Source organism: Nonlabens antarcticus, assembly GCF_015356755.1.
GTDB lineage: Bacteria > Bacteroidota > Bacteroidia > Flavobacteriales > Flavobacteriaceae > Nonlabens > Nonlabens antarcticus.
In genome coordinates this window covers 78,436-98,102 of the sequence record NZ_JADFCO010000059.1, presented here as the reverse complement: position 1 = coordinate 98,102, position 19,667 = coordinate 78,436, and the positions used below count along the sequence as shown (strand labels likewise).

21 protein-coding genes are annotated in these 19,667 nt (G+C 35.8%); 7 read left to right on the top strand and 14 right to left on the bottom strand.

Annotation, left to right across the window (positions count from 1 at the left end; all coding sequences use genetic code 11):
• Positions 1–12 precede the first annotated feature (12 nt).
• The 3 genes from IQ282_RS01950 to IQ282_RS01940 are packed head-to-tail and all read left to right on the top strand — an operon-like array spanning position 13 to position 4,071.
• Entirely contained in the window at positions 13–858 is an 846-nt protein-coding gene (locus tag IQ282_RS01950) for an RES domain-containing protein (RefSeq protein WP_076547083.1), read from the top strand.
• 60 nt (positions 859–918) lie between these two features.
• Positions 919–2,664, top strand: a complete 1,746-nt coding sequence (locus IQ282_RS01945) for a DUF262 domain-containing protein (protein ID WP_076547084.1) — start codon at positions 919–921, stop codon at positions 2,662–2,664.
• Positions 2,665–2,700: 36 nt separating this feature from the next.
• Complete coding sequence (locus IQ282_RS01940; RefSeq protein WP_076547085.1) at positions 2,701–4,071, top strand: RNA-binding domain-containing protein; 1,371 nt, start codon at positions 2,701–2,703, stop codon at positions 4,069–4,071.
• 8 nt (positions 4,072–4,079) lie between these two features.
• On the opposite strand, the gene IQ282_RS01935 is transcribed toward IQ282_RS01940, so the two are convergent.
• The 8 genes from IQ282_RS01935 to IQ282_RS01895 form a co-directional block, all read right to left on the bottom strand.
• The gene (locus IQ282_RS01935) at positions 4,080–4,451 is read right to left on the bottom strand and encodes a hypothetical protein (protein WP_076547086.1); all 372 of its coding nucleotides are present in this window, start codon (positions 4,449–4,451) and stop codon (positions 4,080–4,082) included.
• A 6-nt stretch (positions 4,452–4,457) separates the two neighbouring features.
• Positions 4,458–5,291 carry a DUF4138 domain-containing protein gene (locus IQ282_RS01930; protein ID WP_076547087.1) on the bottom strand — a complete coding sequence of 278 codons (834 nt, stop codon included), beginning with the start codon at positions 5,289–5,291 and terminating at the stop codon, positions 4,458–4,460.
• Between the two features lie 31 nt (positions 5,292–5,322).
• Complete coding sequence (gene traM / locus IQ282_RS01925) at positions 5,323–6,252, bottom strand: conjugative transposon protein TraM (protein ID WP_076547088.1); 930 nt, start codon at positions 6,250–6,252, stop codon at positions 5,323–5,325.
• Positions 6,253–6,283: 31 nt separating this feature from the next.
• Positions 6,284–6,898, bottom strand: coding sequence for a conjugal transfer protein TraK (locus IQ282_RS01920; protein WP_076547089.1), 615 nt, complete (start codon positions 6,896–6,898; stop codon positions 6,284–6,286).
• 20 nt (positions 6,899–6,918) lie between these two features.
• Positions 6,919–7,761, bottom strand: coding sequence for a hypothetical protein (locus IQ282_RS01915; RefSeq protein WP_076547090.1), 843 nt, complete (start codon positions 7,759–7,761; stop codon positions 6,919–6,921).
• A gap of 2 nt (positions 7,762–7,763) precedes the next feature.
• Positions 7,764–8,345, bottom strand: coding sequence for a conjugal transfer protein (locus IQ282_RS01910; RefSeq protein ID WP_076547091.1), 582 nt, complete (start codon positions 8,343–8,345; stop codon positions 7,764–7,766).
• 4 nt (positions 8,346–8,349) lie between these two features.
• Positions 8,350–10,752 (bottom strand): TraG family conjugative transposon ATPase, encoded by a 2,403-nt coding sequence (locus IQ282_RS01900; RefSeq protein ID WP_076547092.1) that lies wholly within the window; start codon positions 10,750–10,752, stop codon positions 8,350–8,352.
• A 270-nt stretch (positions 10,753–11,022) separates the two neighbouring features.
• Positions 11,023–11,310 carry a hypothetical protein gene (locus tag IQ282_RS01895; protein WP_031428457.1) on the bottom strand — a complete coding sequence of 96 codons (288 nt, stop codon included), beginning with the start codon at positions 11,308–11,310 and terminating at the stop codon, positions 11,023–11,025.
• 189 nt (positions 11,311–11,499) lie between these two features.
• On the opposite strand from IQ282_RS01895, the gene IQ282_RS01890 reads away from it, so the two are divergent.
• The 4 genes from IQ282_RS01890 to IQ282_RS14925 all read left to right on the top strand — a co-directional run bounded on the left by IQ282_RS01890 (position 11,500) and on the right by IQ282_RS14925 (position 13,560).
• A complete protein-coding gene (locus IQ282_RS01890; protein WP_076547094.1) occupies positions 11,500–12,129 on the top strand; it encodes an N-acetylmuramoyl-L-alanine amidase family protein in 630 nt (209 codons plus the stop codon).
• 237 nt (positions 12,130–12,366) lie between these two features.
• Entirely contained in the window at positions 12,367–12,738 is a 372-nt protein-coding gene (locus IQ282_RS01885) for an ArsR/SmtB family transcription factor (RefSeq protein WP_076547095.1), read from the top strand.
• A 10-nt stretch (positions 12,739–12,748) separates the two neighbouring features.
• The gene (gene merTP, locus IQ282_RS01880; protein ID WP_076547096.1) at positions 12,749–13,354 is read left to right on the top strand and encodes a mercuric transport protein MerTP; all 606 of its coding nucleotides are present in this window, start codon (positions 12,749–12,751) and stop codon (positions 13,352–13,354) included.
• Positions 13,354–13,560 (top strand): GDCCVxC domain-containing (seleno)protein, encoded by a 207-nt coding sequence (locus IQ282_RS14925; protein ID WP_076547097.1) that lies wholly within the window; start codon positions 13,354–13,356, stop codon positions 13,558–13,560. Before merTP ends, IQ282_RS14925 begins: the two co-directional genes overlap by 1 nt.
• Positions 13,561–13,624: 64 nt before the next feature.
• Here the strand turns inward: IQ282_RS14925 and IQ282_RS01875 are convergent, their stop codons facing one another.
• The 6 genes from IQ282_RS01875 to IQ282_RS01850 form a co-directional block, all read right to left on the bottom strand.
• The gene (locus IQ282_RS01875) at positions 13,625–14,287 is read right to left on the bottom strand and encodes a DEAD/DEAH box helicase family protein (protein WP_076547098.1); all 663 of its coding nucleotides are present in this window, start codon (positions 14,285–14,287) and stop codon (positions 13,625–13,627) included.
• A complete protein-coding gene (locus tag IQ282_RS01870) occupies positions 14,271–15,023 on the bottom strand; it encodes a hypothetical protein (protein ID WP_076547099.1) in 753 nt (250 codons plus the stop codon). Before IQ282_RS01870 ends, IQ282_RS01875 begins: the two co-directional genes overlap by 17 nt.
• A gap of 3 nt (positions 15,024–15,026) precedes the next feature.
• Entirely contained in the window at positions 15,027–15,311 is a 285-nt protein-coding gene (locus tag IQ282_RS01865) for a helix-turn-helix domain-containing protein (protein WP_076547100.1), read from the bottom strand.
• 277 nt (positions 15,312–15,588) lie between these two features.
• Positions 15,589–16,440 (bottom strand): RteC domain-containing protein, encoded by an 852-nt coding sequence (locus tag IQ282_RS01860; RefSeq protein ID WP_027126739.1) that lies wholly within the window; start codon positions 16,438–16,440, stop codon positions 15,589–15,591.
• 506 nt (positions 16,441–16,946) lie between these two features.
• Positions 16,947–18,905 carry a heavy metal translocating P-type ATPase gene (locus tag IQ282_RS01855; RefSeq protein WP_194850233.1) on the bottom strand — a complete coding sequence of 653 codons (1,959 nt, stop codon included), beginning with the start codon at positions 18,903–18,905 and terminating at the stop codon, positions 16,947–16,949.
• A gap of 33 nt (positions 18,906–18,938) precedes the next feature.
• On the bottom strand, positions 18,939–19,481 hold the full coding sequence (locus tag IQ282_RS01850; RefSeq protein WP_027126741.1) for a hypothetical protein: 543 nt from the start codon (positions 19,479–19,481) through the stop codon (positions 18,939–18,941).
• Between the last annotated feature and the right edge of the window lie 186 nt (positions 19,482–19,667).

Sequence of the window (19,667 nt, the reverse complement as noted above, 5' to 3'; positions counted from 1 at the left end):
AACTAAAAGAATATGACTGTTGAAAATGTAAAAAAAGCTATTACTTTATTGGAAGCGATAAATCCAGAAAATGAGTACGCTTACGAAAAAGCGGTTTTAGCCTATTTAACCATAGGAAGGCTTCCAGTTTTACAATATGAAATTCCTGCCAAATCAGTATTTTTCAGAACACGCACCCACGAAGACGATGATTTATTTCCATTAATATCCGACATCTCAATAACACCAAATAAATTTGTCAAAGATTTTGCGAGATGTAATAGACCTTTTCAGTCTAAATTCTACTGTTCAGAAAATAGACCTACTTCATTTGCTGAGTTAGTCGAGTATTGGTCTGATACAAAAGATTTTGGCGATAAAGTTTACGTTACAATTGGGCGTTGGCAATTAAAGAAACCCTTAATCGGAATTATAGTAACGACACCCGATAAAGACCATAGAATTTCGGAGTTCGACAAAGAACACGGAGCAGCTATGGAAACTTTCATTGAACAAAGTGACCCTGAAATAAGAGAAGCTACAATCTTATTTTATAGATTTCTTTTCGAGAAGTTCAGGAAATCTGCAAAAAATGACCGAAAAACATATATTATAACAACAGCCTATTGCAACGTGGCTCTTGCTCATTCCGAGGGTAAAGTAGATGGAATTTATTATCCAAGTGTACCTTTTGGCGAACAAGGAATCAATTTTGCGATTAATTCAGATTATATTTTAGGAAATAATCTTGAACTCACACATATCCTGAGAAATGAGTTAACCGTTTCCAAAAATGAAAACGGAAAACACGGATTTACCGAAACTGGAAAAGTAGAAGCTTCAGGATTTGATATCGAAAATAATTTAATAAGCTGGTAAAAAAATAATATAAAATAAATGCCAACTGCATAATAGAAACTAAAACCAACCAAGAAATTTATGTCATTTCAAACCCCTATAACCATTTCTGATGCAATCGAAAAAATAGACTCAAATCAGTTTTTACTTCCAGCCATACAACGAGAATTCATTTGGAATCACTCTAAAATTGAATGGCTTTTTGATTCAATAATGAGAAATTATCCAATCAGTTCTTTTCTATTTTGGAAAGTAGAAGAAACCACGTCAAAAGGATATAGATTCTACAAGTTCATAAATGAGTATCGCGAACGATATAAAACCCACAATGAGGAAATTTCAACAAATGGTATCAGTTCTTTTAATGCGGTCTTAGATGGTCAGCAAAGATTAACTTCTTTATATCTTGGGTTAAAAGGTAGTTTCGGTTATAAAGAGTACCGTAGAAAGTGGGAAGATACAGAATGGAGTATTCCAACGCGCCATTTGTATTTGAACATTACAACTGAACTTCAAGACGAGGAAGATGGCAGAATATACGAATTTAGTTTTCTTGAAAAATCTGAAACAGAAGAATCTGAAATTTACGAAGCGAATGAACAAAAATGGTTTAAGGTAGGTGCAATTTTAAATTATACCGAGGATGAAGCTTTTGATGAGTTTGTAGAAGAATTTGAAAGTAGCTTTTCCCGGAAAGCAATAAGACAGCTAAGGCGAACCATAATGGAAAAGCCTATAATTAATTATTTCCTTGAAAAAGACCAAAGTTTAGATAAGGCGCTAAACATTTTTATCAGGATAAATAGTGGTGGCGAACCTTTAAATTTTTCAGATTTATTAATGTCTATTGCAGTTGCAAACTGGACAAAAAAAGATGCGCGTAAAGAGATTCATAAACTTGTAGATAGTATAAGAGATAAGGGTTTTTCAATATCCAAAGACCTAATACTTAAATCCTTTCTTTATTTGTACAGTCGAGATATTAAGTTTAGGGTTACAAACTTTTCCAAAGGTAACGCAAAGGATTTTGAGACAGAATGGGAAAAGATTAGAGATTCAATCCTATCCACATTTGATTTAATAAAAACTTTCGGATTTACGGATTACACTTTGACTTCCAAGAACTCTGTAATCCCTATCATTTATTATTTGTACCACAAGAATATTTATAGAGATTATTCAACTAAGATAGAGTTCAAAGAGGACAGAGAATCGATAAAAAAATGGCTTCACATAGTGTTGATTAAGAGGATTTTTGGTGGAACATCAGATTCAGTTTTATCTCAAATAAGAAGGACTTTCACGGACAATGTAGTTGAAATGAAAATTAAGCCAGAGATTACTTCTTTTCCTGTCAATTCTATTTTTAATCATATAAGAAAGGATACGAGCGTTGGCGATGAATTTATAGAAGAAGTACTTTTCACACAGAAAGACAATCAGTATGCTTTTTCTATTCTCTCTCTATTATATCCAGATTTAGATTATAGAAATAATAATTTTCATAAAGACCATATACATTCTGCATTTGAGTTTAATAATCTTGAAGCTTCCGACAAAGAAAGCTATGGATGGCACACTTACAATTCTATCTATAACCTTCAAATGTTAGATGCCAATGAGAATATGTCCAAGAGTAATATGAATCTGTTGGATTGGGTTGAGAAAGAAACAAATGAAAATAATAGAACTCAATTTTTGAACGCTCATTTAATTCCAGATGTCGATTTGAATTTGAATGAATATGGAAATTTCCACGAAAAAAGGAAGGCACTATTATTGGATAAAATGAAAACCTTACTAAGCGAAAAAACTGTTAGCGTATAGTTATCTTTATTTCCAAATTGCCAATTTATTTAATTAATGACCGAAACAAACCGCATAGAATACAAACGAGAATTGTCTGATGGACTTGAAAAAGAGGTCATCGCTTTTCTAAACTATCGCGAAGGTGGCATTATATATATTGGCATCGATAAGGATGGAAATACTTACGGATTGGCAGATTCTGATAGCGACCAGTTAAAGATTAAGGATAGATTAAAAAACAACATCCGCCCTTCCGCCCTTGGTCTGTTTGATATTGTGAGTGAGGAAAGGAATAGTAAGAACATTCTAAAAATCATAGTGGCCAGCGGTCCAGAAAAACCATATCATCTTAAAAAATACGGGATGAGCGAAAAGGGCTGTTTTATTCGTTTAGGTTCAGCAGCTGAACCGATGCCACAAAAAATGATTGACGAGCTCTTTGCCAAACGTACCCGAAATTCCATCAGCAAGATTAAAGCAGGACGGCAGGATTTAGGCTTCGGACAGCTAAAAATTTACTACGAAGAATCTGGGTACACCCTTGGTAAACCATTTGCCAAGAACTTGGAACTACTTACTGAAGATGGTGCTTTTAATTATGCCGGCTATCTCTTGGCAGATAAGAATAACACATCAATTAAAGTCGCTAAATATTCGGGTATAACCAGAACAGACTTAATAGAAAGCAACGAATACGGTCACGAATGTTTGGTTAAGGCTACCAAACAAGTGATAGATAAAATTGCGGTCGAGAACAGAACAACCACAAAAATTACAGCCAAAGAAAGACAACAAGCCAATCTTTGGCATCCCATCGCCTTGCGTGAAGCCATCATAAATGCGTTTGTGCATAATGATTACACAAATGAGATTACCCCAAAGTTTGAAATCTTTACCGATAGAATCGAAATCACATCGGCTGGTGGTCTTCCGGAAGGATTGAGCAAGCAAGAATTTTTTGAAGGCTTTTCAGTCCCACGAAACAAGGAACTGATGCGAATTTTTAAAGATTTAGAACTGGTTGAACAATTAGGTTCTGGCATTCCTCGTATTTTAGAACACTACGGAAAAGAGAGTTTTAGTTTTTCAGATAACTTTCTTAGAATGACTTTTATTGCTAAAGAAGCTGTTGTTGAAGAAGGTGGTCAAACAGGTGGTGTAAAGGGTGGTCAAGAAGGTGGTGTAATAGGTGGTGCAATAGGTGGTGTAATTGATTCAACTGAAGCTCTAACTAGAAGACAAAAAGAAGTGCTTAAACTTATTGCAACCAATACTACTATTACTTATACTGAAATAGCTGAAGCTTTAGGTATCAATGAATCCCCTGTGGGCAAACATATAAACGCACTAAAAACTAAAGGCTTTTTAATACGTCACGGTGGCACGCAAGGCTATTGGGAAATTAATCTCAAAAACAATCAGTAAAAGTCCTTTTAAAAAGGAGATTTGTCCTTTGAGCCTCTCGCATCCGCCAGCCACTTGCCATTTTGCTTAACCAGTTTAAAAAGGCCTGGTGTCTTATCATAGGCTGTCGTATATTTTACCCAAGCCACATCACCCATAATGGTATCCTGCAAAACAGTAAAGTTTGAATCATCCTTTACCGTCGCATTAAACATATTTATAGTATTCATATAATTAGAATATGCCTGTGGTGTTGAGTTGGCTTTTAAAGCTTCCTCATCCTTTTCATAAAAGCTTTCAATAACAATCTGGGCTGTAGCACTTGGCCCAGAAACTTTAGTATCAGAATCGGCACAAGAAAGGAACAACAGTACGAGTGAGAAAACAATAATTTTTTTCATAATATTTTAATTTGGGTTATTGATATATCTATGTGATATTTTCATTTCTATATTGCGTTCGCCATCTTTCTCGTTCAATTCTAAAATCGCCCTACGGTCATTAGATAATGAAAATTTGGGCAATACATAAACGAAGCGAACCGTCTCACTTTTTGCAATTTTTGAAGGCAGATTGTGTTTGTACGTTGGTTCTTGATACAGGCGTTGTAACGATTTTCTTTTCCCTTTTTGTCTTGTTTCAATCGAAAGGTTCAAGAAATTCAAATCGTAATCCAAAGTAGAATTATTCTCAATCTGGATAACGAAGTAGAGTTCTTTCTTATCAAAAACAATATTCTCAACACTCAAAACGATACCTTCATTTCGCTTTTTAATTCGACCTATACGCTGGTTTCTGTTAAGAAGATACGAGCAGAATTTTTGGTAGTAATACGTTCTATTATCTACACGTTCTTCAGAGGATTCAGCAAGAATCGAATCGACCTTAATCGGTTTCTCATTCCCTATACTATTAGATAACGGAATGAAATAATTGAGCTTAGATAGCTGTTTTTTATATCTTACAATATACGAAAAAATTGAACCATTTCTATTGACTACCAGTAGATTACTTTCTTTGCCAGGCTTTGCTTGAAGAAGTCCAAAATACTGTTCTTTTTCACGGTTGTAGGTAAAAACAAAATTATCTGAACCGGTTATACCTTGCCGAATAGGTTCAGGGAAGAATAATGCAACGTTTTTGGTGTCGTTGGCATATATGGTATCGAGGACTGTAGTTGTTTGCGCTTTCGCGAAAGCGAAACTTAAAACAAGAGTGGAAATTATGATATACTTTTTCATAAGAGTGTGTTTTTAAATGCCCATTATGGGCTCATAATTTAGGTTTTAGAATTAATTTATAATTATTCAATACCGTAACTTTTACGTTTCGGTTGTTACGTCTGAGTACTTTGGATATACCACCAACTTGTGGTACGGTGGGAATGTTGATATCGCCAATAATATCGTCCAAGACTTCGGTGGTGGCTTCAGCTCGAAAATTGTTCTCGACATAAATGCCCTCACTACCATCTGACAAATCGAATGCTTTGAGTTTAGTAGGATGGTGCTTTATATTTTCAATTTCAATTAAAGCTCGATTGGGCTGAAAGCTGATAAACCCAAAAATTGGTGTGTTATTCGGCATCTGCTTACCATTTATTATTGCAGGTTTGGTAAGGCGCATTCGTAATCTGGTATTCGCTTTGACTATTTGGTCGCCATCTACTACTACGTAAATTGTTTCATCAGTATTACCGATGATTGAAAACTCGTTGGGTTTTGGCGATGCGGCAAAGAACAATTGATGTTCTAAGCCTAATTCTTTGGCTTCAATTTTTTGTTCTCGTTTGATTTCTGATGAATCGATTTGTTTTGTGCTTTTTTGAGCAACTTTTCTCTGTCCCAGATTTTGATAGCGTTTTTCAGAATATCGAATTTTGCCAGCATCGTAAATACTATCCACAATACGTTCTTTTTCACGTTCGGGCAAATCTGGGTCGTAAAAGCCCAACGAGTCTATAAGCTTTTCATCATAGATGCTGGGTGCGTTATTTTCACGCACTTCCTTTAAATCATTGATGGCATCCAGTTTAGAATCGTACTCTTTTTGGTTTTCCTCTAAATCGGGAATTAATGTTTGTTGTAGGCTTTCGTTCTCGCTATCATCATCGCCCATTACCATTACGGAATAGGAAATAAGGAATATGAAAATCACCGCCAATACTGCTGCAAATACTATTTTGTTCTTTTCTACTTTCATAATCTTGGTTTTTTAAATGCCGATTTTCGGCTCAACTATCATCATTCAGTTTTTTTAAAGTGTTTTCGAAGTAATTTGTAATTAGAAGTCCGTGCGGATTGTTGGGAAAGTTTCGGTCAACCATAATCAGGTTTCCAGTTGAAAACAGTTCGTAGGTGTCAATTATTGAACCTCTGTTAATTTCAAAAATGGTGGTGGTTGTAAAACTATACGAGCCATTATTTTCGTTTATCCTTGAGTCAATACTCAATACTTTTTGAACCAATGAATACTGAAGCAACCTGTTGTAAACACCATCGGCTTTTTTCTGGCGGTAAAGATTGTCCACAGAACTATTGCCTAACCAAAGTGCTTTTTCCAAATTCCTTTCATAGTTACTGGCATCGATGTTATAGAAGTAGTTGTGGAACAGTTCTAAATGTGCCAGAGCTTCGACTCTAAAATTCTCTTTTTGAGTTACGAGCTTCAGGGGAATTATACTGCCATCTGTATTGATGGCAAAAGCACTATTGAGCGCTTTTTGATTTGTATTGAATACCATCCAAACTGAAAAGGTACTGGACAGTAAGGCACAGACAACAACTGCCAAAACGATAAACCGATTCAATTTTAGGACGTTATAAATATTCTTGTATGGTGTTTTCATATTCTTATTTTTAATCTGCCTTAGGCAGTAAACAATCGGAGTGTAAAGGACGTTGCTCGTTTGTACAATTTGAATTTCAGGAAAACAATAAATGCAACAGAACCTAATTGAACCACAGGCGCAAAAAAGCCTTGACCTGTATCGGTACCAAATAAGTTAACCCAAAAATTGGTGTTGATTTCCGTATAAATAGCGTTAACAAATACATTGACTAAAAAGAATGCCGGCACTAACATATATACAGCAGCATACAACTTGAAGAATGTATAAGCAAGTGAACGGAATTTTTCAAATACTGCAAGGCTAATGACCAAAGGGAAGAACGCTTGCATTATCCCCAAAAGGAAAAAACGCTCTGCCAAGAATAGCGGATAGATGAACAAATCCAATATCCAGAGTATTGTACTTAAAATGAAAGCTAATATCTTGAACCCATATAAGGGTGTTACCAAGGCCTCATACAAAAGCGTCATTGCTGAACTCGCAGCATCAAAAAGACTTACATCTTCCTCTAACGGAATATCCTGCATCTGTAATGGCAATAATGCAGGTGCAGTCCCTCGATATTGACTTTCGATGGCCACTAAAATTCCATCGAAAAACCCTAATACCTGCGTTGAGAATATGACCAGAATAACAATAGCAAAATTCTTTGCCAGTTCACCAGGACTCAATCCCCAAGTGTACCCGTCTTTGTCCGCAATACCTTCATTGTACTTTTTAAGGATGTTGACCAGAAAGAACAGGACAGCAAGCGTTTTCATTCCGGCAATAGTATATTGCGAGAAGCTACTGTTCTGAATGGTCTGAAATACCGTATCGATATATTCCAATCCAATTCCTAAAAGTATGGTTGCGGTCATTTTTAATATCCTGTTTCGCGGTTATTTACTTTATCCTGCATTTTTCTGAATGAAATGATATCACGATAGCGTTTCGTTTTTGTAGTGATGGTAGAAACCATTTGCTTTGATTCCAGTTCTTTTTCTTTCAAAATTGCGGCACGCTCTGCATCGCTCATTTTTAGATAGTCGCTTGATAGAACTTCATCAATAAAATCTACCGTGTCCAATGAATTTTGAACTATAGCATCAAACGATTCCATAACCCTGCTTACTTCATCTGGCTTTATATAAGGCGAGTTTAAAATGTCCTGTAAATCATTTTGCATTACCTGAATAAGGCGTTGATTGTTGTCTGCAATTTCTTGAACTGCTCTAAGTTGCTGAACCACATTTGAAACCTTTTCGATGGCCTCTTTTGCATCTTTTAAGAATTTTACAGACTTAATCATTTGAGCAGTCTGTTTACCCGATTCAATCAGTTGTTTTACCAAGCTGATAAAATTGGTATTGTCATAAGTGGGCATTCCTTGGGCAGTAGCGTTGCCCGACATAAATAAGGTCAATGCTACTGTCATTACTAAAATTTTGAATTTTGTCTTCATAATGTTATGTTTTAGATGTGAATTGAATTATTGCTTTTTCCATATCGTGATGCTCGTTGTAGAGCTTTATTATTTCTTCGTTTTCCTGTCCGTCGGTTAAGTAAGCCGCATAGACTTCCTTCGGAACTTCAAGACGGAAGATGTTACTTTCCCTACCGATTTTAATGAACATTTCGGTGTACTTCCGTGGCCCGGAAAGGTTGTTTTTGATGGACTTTAATTGGTTTAAATCGTGGCTTGAAAGATTAAGGCGTTTGACCAATTCGGCATAGCCTTTTTCGTTGTTAAGGCTGTAAATGACCTGTGTATTTTCAAGGATGCTTGCAGATGTTGAATTGTTGGGAAGTTGATTGATGGATTGAAGAATGATACCAATAGCACCGTTCTGTTTACGGATGGCTTGATAATAGAATTCTACGCTTTCAAGAACGTTCTCGAACTTCAGTTGCTTGGCAAACTCGTCAAATAGGATGATACCTTTTTCAGCCCTATTTTTCCAAATGGTTCTTTGGATGGCTGACTTAATCAGCTTCAACATTACGGACAGGATTTCCTTATTGTCTTTGACTTCATCGAGTTCAAAAACAATCAAACGTTTGTCCTCTATTTTATAGGTTTGGTCTTCACTCACTTCAAACAGAAAACTATATAGACCATCGCCGACATATTCGGACATTACGTGCAAAAAGCTGGTAACGTTGAAGTAGTCGGGATGGATTTTTAGGGTGTCAAGAAGATCCTCTTGATTCCTTTCTATAAAATTGTAAAATCCTTCGAGCGAATGATTTTCTGAAATGCTATTGTAATAATGACGCAATATTTTTTTGACTGAAACCGACTGTGCTTTAGTAACCTTTAAATCTGAAGCGAACAGCTCAAAAAGGAAAACAGACAAATCTTCCAATCGTTCAGGTGTCAGATCATTTGTATCACTTATATAAAAAGGATTGATGCCAAGATTTTTTCCACTTTCGTACCGAAGTACCGTATATTTTTCAGGATATAGTTTGGCAAATTTAGTGTACGAGCCACCCAAGTCGATAATGACCAGACGAACACCACTTTCAAAGTATTGGCGTAAAATATTATTGGCTAAAAAGGATTTACCCTCGCCCGTTGGTGCGAAAATGGCAAAATTCCGAGCCTTGATACGTTTTTTTCGCTCGTCCCAAACATCTTTTAGAACAGGAATATTATGCTCTCTATCATTGAAGATGATTCCGGTAGTATCAGATTTGTAATTGGTATTATTGATGAATAGGCATAATGCGTGTTTTAAATCGGTAACATATAAATCGTTGTTCGAGAAATTGGACGAAAAACAGCAGTAACTGTTTAATATATAATTCTTGCGCTCTTCGCCTCTCGGATAGTATGGAATAATATCCAGTTCCTTAAATTCAGTTTTAATTTTTGAAGTTATTTTGTCTAGGTCTTTGGCTTCTTTAGACCAATACACAATATTGAGATGACCACGAATAATCCGTGCATTGTCATCGGCATTGATTTGGTCAAGAATATGTTGGATTTTCCCCAAAACCACTTTGTTCTGTGAACCGAAATTGGAACTCTTGTTAAGTTCCTCGACTTTCTTGTCGAGCAGCTTGCGCCACTTTTGTTTGTCGTCGAGATATAAAATCTGATTGACAATGTGGTTTTCGTTAAGCGTAAGCCCTAAGCCATCAATAAACCCTTGATGAAACACAAAATCGTCAGATGTGAATTTCTCATTGGTTTTGCTACTCTGTACACTTTCGCCAAAGCACAGTTCGCTATTGATGGCAAGGGCATCAAAATGGTTTTCGCCAATATTGACGCTTTTCTTATCTAATAGAATGTCGGTATCGAAGCCTTCGTTGAAGCCATTGAAATAGCCATTTGTGAGTTTCTGAATCCCTTCCGCTTTAAGCGGAAGGAATGCCATCTTTCGGCTATTATTGATAAAGGAAACAGAATCGCTTACAGAGTTTACAAAACTCTTAATGTTATCGTCCAGTTCCTGTACAATTCCCTTTGAAATTTTTCTAAAGGGATTGACATATTTTGAATTGTTGAGCGCTTTGTTTTTGGTCAAGATGAAAAACAAATAGCACTTGTGCTCAATATGTCCACGACCTTTAAAATGCTCGTGCGTTGCTTTTTCTAAAAATGTTTTATTCGGAAGCTGTTCAGAAGAATAGGATTTCTTCAGGTATATATCCTGTTTATGAACCACAGTTCCCACAGGCAGCGATTTCAAAGCCTGAAACCAAGCACCGTGCATATCTTCAAAGTCCTTTTCGGAAAGCGAATAAATTTCAGGTAGATTCCCTGTATAGCACAAGACCACATTGCCATTATTGGCAAAGACGATATTGTCCTGAATATCTACGATGGGCTGATATGCCGAAAGGTTAATCTTATTCATAGTTAAAACCTGAATTTCTTTTGTTACTTATAATTTTTGGAAAAGCGTTGGCTGTTTGAAAAATCTGTGGGTTGTGGCTAATTCTTGTCAAAGCCACATAGAGCGCAGCGTTAAAAACGAGAATACCTATAATCATCACGAAGCTGAAAGAGAAAATTACTATGAGCAATGAGGCCAATATGGAAACTATCATTAAGGCAAACAGGGAAATGGGGAAGCCAAAAATGACTGCCCGTTTCCTAATGTTTTTATAGACCTCGAACCGCTTCATTATACAACGATTCCAATTAGGTAAGTGAAGATGCCGACTACTGCGCCAGCTATCAAAACAAATACAAGTACTCTGGTAATACCCTTTTTTAGGTCAGCATTTTCCCCAAAGAAATGCCCTGCATTAAACAGGAAACCGATGAGGAAAATGACCCCTAATATGATTGGAAAAATGGTTCGGATGGTGTTGGAAACATCATCGACCGAATCTTCGATTCCCCCAATTTGTGCAAAAAGTGATGTTGAGAGCAACGACAAAAAAGTTGCCAAATAGATTGATTTTTTCATAACGTAACAGTTTAAATTTTTGTGTTGTTTTCGTTATTGGAAATTTACATATATTTATTTACAAATACCTGATAATCAAATATTTGTGAACAAAATATTATTTGATTTTGTTTGAATTCCTTTGTTATTATTTGATATCAAATTCTATGACTTTTGGAAGTTGAATTGTTAATAACCCTAAAATTGAAAATGAAAAAAGTGCTCAAAAACGTCAGTTTTATGATTTTGCTCTTGAAAATGTGTATCATTTTTGGACAGGAAACAGCCATTCAAAAAAGAATACTAATTGACGTTGGACACGGTGGAAAAGATTCTGGTGCGATAGGTGTAAATGGCATCCTAGAAAAAGATGTTGTACTCAATATTGCAAGTGCGATTTTGAAGCTAAATAACAAGTTGGATAAGCCTTTGGATATTTATTTGACCAGGTACAGCGATACACTTATTTCACTATCAGATAGAACCAAACTTGCCAAAGCTCTAAAAGCTGATTTATTTTTGTCGTTGCATTGCAATCATTCGGATAATCCGAATGCTAGGGGTGTTGAAGTTTACGTGACAAATGCAGAATCCAAATATTCAGATGATTCTACTTGGTTTGCTTTTCAAGTGCAAGCCGCACTTAATAAAGAATTGGGATATGAAAGTAGAGGTGTCAAGTTTGCAAATTTTCAGGTACTTCGAGAAACGGTTGATGTTTGCACTTCTGTACTTATAGAATTAGGGTTTTTGAGTAATAAAGATGAAGGCAACTATATTTCAAATTCTAACAATATCCAATTGATTGCCACAGCCATTTTGTTATCTATACAAAACTAATACTATTATGAAAGACCTATTTTTAGAATTAACAAAGAGTTTAAAAGCGATTGTAATCCAATTTATTTCTGAAGTGATTTTCTTATATAAGTCTTTCAGAAATTAGATTATTTCCGCATAACACCCGCTATCTTATTTAAGACAACCAACTAAAAGTTAGAGCAGAATATAATTTAATATTTAAGTATTTGCTTAAATAAGTAATTACTTTTACCTTTGCTCGTCTAAAGCATTAATATGAAATTAGAAATATCCTGTACAAGAGCTGAGGCTGACCATAAGCAATTACTAAACTGTAGAACTACCATTGATGGTATGGCTAATGGTTTCGACAAAATATCGAAACTACTATCTATTTCAGGTAATGAAGTGCGCTTAAAAGTTCTATTTCTTTTAAATATGGAAAAAGAATTATGCCCTTGTGATTTAGCTGATATTTTAGGTATGAGTGTTCCTGCCGTTTCTCAGCATATACGAAAAATGAAAGATGCAGGTATTATAAGCTCAAGGAGAGAAGGGCAAACCTTATACTATTCATTGAATGAGGATGAGACGGATATTCTGAATAGTATATTTAAGTCAATCAAATTAGAAAGAAAAACAGCATAAATTTTTAATTATGAGTACAGAAAAAACATCAAAAAATGTAGCATATACAGGTTTGTTTGCTGCAATAGCAGCGTCATCTTGTTGCATACCACCAGTTATTGCATTAATTGCTGGAATTGGAGGGAGTGCATCCGCTTTATCTTGGATGGAACCTTTTAGACCCTATTTAATTGGTGTCGCTATCATAGCAATTGGTTATGCGTGGTATGATTATCTAAAACCTAAAAAAGCAGATGATTGCTGTGAAATAGATGCAAAGCCAAAGTGGTTTCAAACTAAAGGGTTTTTAATAGGAATTACATTATTTGCGGCTATCTCAATAAGCTTTCCATACTACTCTCATATTTTTTATCCAGTTAATAAAAAAGAAGTGGTTATAGTGAATCAATCCAATATTCAAACGGTAAATTTTGATGTAAAAGGGATGACTTGTGCTTCTTGCGAACAACACATTACGCACGCTGTTAATGAATTAGAGGGTATTGTAAATGTAAATGCTTCCTATGAAAAAGCTAACGCAAAAGTAGAATTCGATAATTCGAAAACTACTAAAGAGGATATAGAAAAAGCAATTAATTCTACAGGCTATAAAGTAACCTACAAAGAAGAAAACTAATGGAAGTCCAATTAAAATCAGAAATTACCTGCCCAAACTGCGGACATAAAAAAGTAGAGGATATGCCAACAAAAGCTTGTCAGTTTTTCTACGAATGTGAGAATTGTAAAACGGTTCTAAAACCAAATGAAGGGGATTGCTGTGTTTATTGCAGTTATGGGACAGTTTCTTGTCCACCAATTCAAGAAAACAACAGTTGTTGTTAAGTAAATAGGTTTTAAATGACCATCCATTAAACAAGCGCCAATTTGAAAAATAGTATTCTAAAATTTACTTCCGCTTATCCCCAGCTTTTGTATCAAAAGCAATCAAATTAAACAGTTCGCGCATTCTACTACGAACACGGTTTCCATACCGTTCTTCCAGTTCTTCAGCATTTAGGTTTGTAGTAGCGTGGGTTTTGACTTTGTGTTTGGTCTCAAGGTAAAGTTCGTATCGGGAAAGTAATACTTCGCCCATCACATTCAAATCTTTACCATAGAATCGTCCTGCAGGTTCAATGCCTAAATCATCAAAGCAGTAGAATTTGGTGCTGCCATAATCCTCAATGGTTTTAAAGCCTAGATGGTTAAAGCTAAAAGCAACATTCCTGCACGGAATCATTTCATAAGGTCGTTGCATTGGCACGATATATCGCAATAGTTTCATCAAAGTGGTCTTTCCACATCCCACAGGCCCGGATAGAAGAATACCCTTGTTAGTGTCGATATCATCTTTCAGGCAATTTTCTTTGTCCTTGATGAAATAGTGACATAGTTTGCGGATGATAACCGTGTCCTCATCATAGATTCTAAATTGTTTGCCAAAGAGCAACTTTCCCTTTGCATCCAAATAAATCAGGATTTTATCAAAATCGTATAACACGCTTTTACCATCAAACTTTCCAAGCGAATATTCCACGCCACCTTCGGTAATTTTAGAGGGGTTGTCCATAATCTTTGTTTTTAGTGGTACGCAAGTTGTCCTTAATATGGGACGGTTGCTTTGTGTTTGGTTTGTTTTCCTCATTGAATAATTCAGTTCTGTCCATCCAGTTTTTAGCCAAAGCTTGCCAATCTCGTATCGGTTTTCCGTCGCTTGTTTTCCAATCGTTCGATTCGTAGTGGTCGAAGAATTTTTTTCCTTCATCAGCATCAAAACCTTTTTCTTCAAAAAAAATAAAAACGGCCTGCCTGCCCTTTGGTTGTTTTATATTGTTTACTTGTTTGGTATTGTTTATAGTAGATACCAATGCTTGTCCACTCACGGGACGGTGCGAGTCCATTACTTGTCCATTTGTGGTATGGTGTTGGTACACTACTGGTTCATTTCTGGGATGGTAGTGTCCCGCAAGTTGTTCTAATATGGGACTGTACCGTCCCACATCAGGCTCATCACTTGTCCCAATTATGGCCATCTTGATTTTACTGCCTTTGTAAGGATTGTTGGAAGGGAAGTATGATAGATAATTCCAAGAGTCCAAATCCGTAACGCATCTGTGATAGGTTGATTTAGAACCAATTTTGGCAGCCCTCATTAAATCTCTGCGGTTCACATAAAATTCGTCCGCAAATCGGCTACTATTCCATTCTTGAAATAATGCCATATACAGGGTTATGTGCGTGGGATTGAGGCGGTCATCAAAATAGAACGTTGAAAAAGCCGCATTGAGTAGCTTTATATAGTTCATCGCTTAAGAATTTATGCTGTGTTGAACGCGGTTGGCGTTCATCACATTTTGGATTTCCTCTGCATCATAGTAAATGATTCCGCCAACTTTTGTGTAGGGCAACGTACCATTGATACGCAGATTTTGAAGTGTTCCTGGACTTACTTGTAGTAAATCCATAACCTCGGAAGATTTAAGATATTTCTTCAGTTTTCCAGTAGCTTGCTTGGAAAGAAGGTTTTTGATGTCATCGAGCAATTCCATTTTGAATTCCCGAAGGTCGTCTGTAGTAATTATTGATGTCGGCATAATAGAACGGTTTTAATAGTAAGAGACTATCGCATCGCTGTCAAGTAATTTGATAGCCCCTGACCTGATTTGACTTTCGTTCTACAAAATTGGGGTAGTTTGCTGGATTTTATTCACAAGTTAGGCCTACTTGGGTGTTTTTCTTCTCTCATTTTCAATGTAATACAATAGAGGGTTTTGGTACTTCTTCAGAAAAAATACCCTATCTAAAAACCACCAAATAAAATGAGATTTTCCATAAAACAAGAAACACCCAAGTTGAAGCATCTTGGGTGTTTTATTTTACGTTATCAGTATCATCCATCCGTTTGGTCAACTGCTTTTTCAGAATATCCAAAAATTTGGTTCTGCCATTTTTACGCATCCGTATTTCCAAAAAAGCTCTGTAATAATCGCCCAAGTCCACTTTAAATGTTTTTTCAACAAAATAGGCAATATCTTTAATGTCAACAGTACCATTATTAATGACATCTGTACTGTGCAAAGCGTATATCAGTTCAATTAAATATATTTTGTGGGCTGTCCAGGTAATTTTGGTTTTACTTTGTAACAATCTTAAACTTGCATAATTTCCATTATTCTCCAATTTATCAATTTCCCGTTTTAAGTGTACAATCAAAAGGTCGTAGGCTAAAATTGAGGCCACGGTACTATCGTGGCTTGTTGCAAATTCTTCATCAACAAAAAAGTGAAATGAGTCTGGGAACAACCGAATATCTGCCTTGCCTCTTAAAAAATATTGCTCATCAAATACAGTAGCTTCCCTGCGGTAATAATGGTAAAAATCAAGATTGTCGTTAAAGTAGGTTTGAAGTTTCTCAATATAATTGTTCAAATACTTTACTTGCGATTTATTGCTTCCCCTGGGTCTTTTACTTTCAATGTTAAATAATTTTACGTAATAAATAAGTTTGCTATAAATTTTTGGTTTAGTACATTTAAAGAAATGAATTTCCTCTAATTTGGTTTCAAATTCATAATCAACTACGATACTTCTAACTGATTTAAGGGTCTGTTTTGCAAGTTTAATCCCTTTTTCAGCTTTGAGTAAAATATCTTGTTCTTCTATTTCAAGAATATCTAATTTATTGTCTAATTTTTTTAATATATCGTCGTAATTTGTCGTCATTCATTCTGGGTATCATTATTTTCACTTAATCTTCTGCAATAACGTTGCATTTAAAATTGTAATTAATTAAATAGATATAAAGTACTTTAGGAATTGCAAGAACAGTACAAAGAAGATTAACACAATAACAACGATTAGAATACTAATCCAAATTATTTTATCTTTTTTGGTAATACTATTTTTTACAGAGGGTACTTTATTGCTTTTTTTATTTCGTCTATTCCGTCTATTTTCCGACATAGAATATCATTTTTACTATATATCAATCATTTCCACTTCAATTTTTGTAGCCACACAAACCACTTGGAATATTTTATTATCTTAATTCATTAATGCTTATGAATATTTCCTTTTAGCACAAAAAAATAAAGCAGAAATGCGGCTATTACCATAAGGATTATCATAAGAATACCTTTGACCTTATCTCTTTTTGTGATGTCGGTATTCGATGATTTCCGATTTTTTTTGTTTCTTCTATTTCTTCTTTTTTGAGACATTCTTTTATACTATTTCCAATTCATCTTCTGTAATCGAACCGCATTCAGAATGGCTAACAAGGCCACGCCTACATCGGCAAAAACTGCTTCCCACATCGTTGCCAGACCACCTGCGCCCAAAACCAAAACCACTGCTTTTACACCAAAGGCCAACCCAATATTCTGCCAAACGATGCGTCTTGTAGAACGTCCTATTTTTATGGCTCTAGCTATTTTACTTGGTTGGTCTGTTTGGATGATTACATCTGCGGTCTCTATCGCCACATCGCTGCCCAAACCACCCATTGCAATGCCAACATCGCTCGCTGCCAAAACCGGTGCATCGTTGATGCCATCGCCTATAAAGGCTACTTTAGTATTAAATTGTTTTTTCAAATGCTCAACTTCGTTGAGCTTATCTTCTGGTAACAAACCGCCTTTTGCAGTATCAATACCCATTTCTTTTGCCACTTGTTGGGTTATGGAATCCTTATCGCCGGAAAGCATTATGATTTTGGAAATTCCAGATTCTCTAATTTGTTTGATGGCTTCGTGGGCATCTTCTTTCAATTCGTCTGCAATGATGACATAGCCAGCGAATTTACCATCAATGGAAACCATTACGATGGATTCTACAATGTTGTCGGTTTCAGATGGAACTTCGATATTATTTGAAGTCATCAATGCTTTGTTGCCTACCAAGACCGTTTTGCCATTTACTTTGCCTTTTAATCCTTTACCCGCGACTTCGGTTACTTCTTTTGCCTGAAAATCTTCGCCATCGGCTTTATATTCCATTATGGCCTTGGCAATGGGATGGGTGGATTGTTCTTCCATTGCCATTAGGTATTTCATAAATTCGGGTTCATCCCAATCAATGGTTTTTATTTCCTTGATTTTGAAAACACCTTTGGTCACGGTTCCGGTTTTGTCCATTACCACTGTGGTTATCCTTGTCATTTCATCTAAAAAAGATGCTCCCTTAAAGAGAATTCCATTTTTTGAAGCTGCTCCCAATCCACCAAAATAACCCAACGGAATAGAGATAACCAAGGCACACGGACAGGAAATTACCAAGAATATCAATGCTTTATATAACCAATCGTTAAACACATAATCATCCACAAAAAAGTAGGGCAAAAATGTTAATCCAATCGCCAAGAATACCACAATAGGTGTATAGATTCTTGCAAATTTTCTAATGAACAATTCGGTTTTTGATTTACGAGCCGTGGCATTCTGGACCATATCAAGGATTCGGGCAATGGAACTGTCTTTAAATTCCTTGGTGGTTTCGATTTCAATAACGCCATCAAGGTTGATGCTTCCTGCAAATACTTTTTCTCCTTTTGCAATGGTGTCAGGTTTGCTTTCGCCCGTTAATGCTGCGGTATTGAACGAGCCTTTTTCGGACAATAAAATACCATCCAAAGGAATTTTTTCGCCCACACGGACTTGCACTTTTTCGCCAATAGCAACGATTTCGGGATTTACAGAAACATAATTGTTGTTCCTATAGACCAAGGCTTCATTAGGTCTTACATCTAGTAATGCCTTGATGCTTCTCTTGGCTCTTTTAACGGCGGCACTTTGGAACAATTCGCCTACCGCATAAAACAACATTACTGCCACACCTTCGGGATATTCGCCAATGGCGAATGCACCTATGGTTGCGATGGACATCAATAAAAACTCGGTAAAGAAATCGCCATTTTTGATGCTGTTCCAACCTTCCTTTATCACAGGAAAACCTACTGGAAGATATGCGACTGCATACCAGACAATACGTATCCAATCTTTAAAAAAAGCTACGTCAAAATAATCCATCGCAATACCAATAATCAGCATTACAAAGCTGAAAATTGCTGGTACATAAATTTTAAATTTCCCTATACTTTCCGGACTGCTATGGTTGTGGCCATCATTGCGCTTGTGATTATCGGATGAAGTTTTATTTAAATCTCTTAAATTCAGTTTCTTTTTTTTCATTTATATCAATTATAATTTTATTTAAATTCACAGTCATTCCAATCTCAACACCAATTGGGCAAACTGCACCTCTATGGTATCATCGATACCCTCTATTAAGGAATCCAAACCAGTATTTGAAACCAATAATTGTCCGGTTGCACTTATCAGGCAGGACATACTTACTCCTTGTTCTATATGGGTAATGGTTGCTTTAAATTGTGATTTAAAGGATTTCCCTTGATAAGTAACATCTATCAGCCAATTAAAGTTGATAGGGTCGTGCCGTTTTGATAAAAAATCCTGTGATGGAATAGTGCCAGTAAACCGAAGTATTAAAGGGTCTTCCCGCTGTTCTAAAAGGGCATTGATTTTAGGACTATATGTTGATAAAGTCTTAAGGTCGAGTACACCATTGACCACTTTGGAATCATAATCAAGATATAGTGCCAATTTATGGCTTTCTGCCTTGATGGGTTTATCATCAACCAAAGTCATCATCATAATATGACCTTCTTCAGTTGTATAAACTTTTTGGGCATTTACCTTATAATAACTAACCAACAAGATTATTAAAAAACAATGTTTAATATTCATAATGCGCATCTTTACTTGTATAATTTAAAAAAGCAGCTTCTACTTTTGCTTTTAATACTATTAATCATTTTGCTTTAAAAAGCATCATAAAAGCTGCCTGCTATTAATTAAGTTTTCACTTAACTTATTTAAATAAAAAATTTCGCTCATTCCTATAACGATTTACCGCTACTTGTTATCTATATC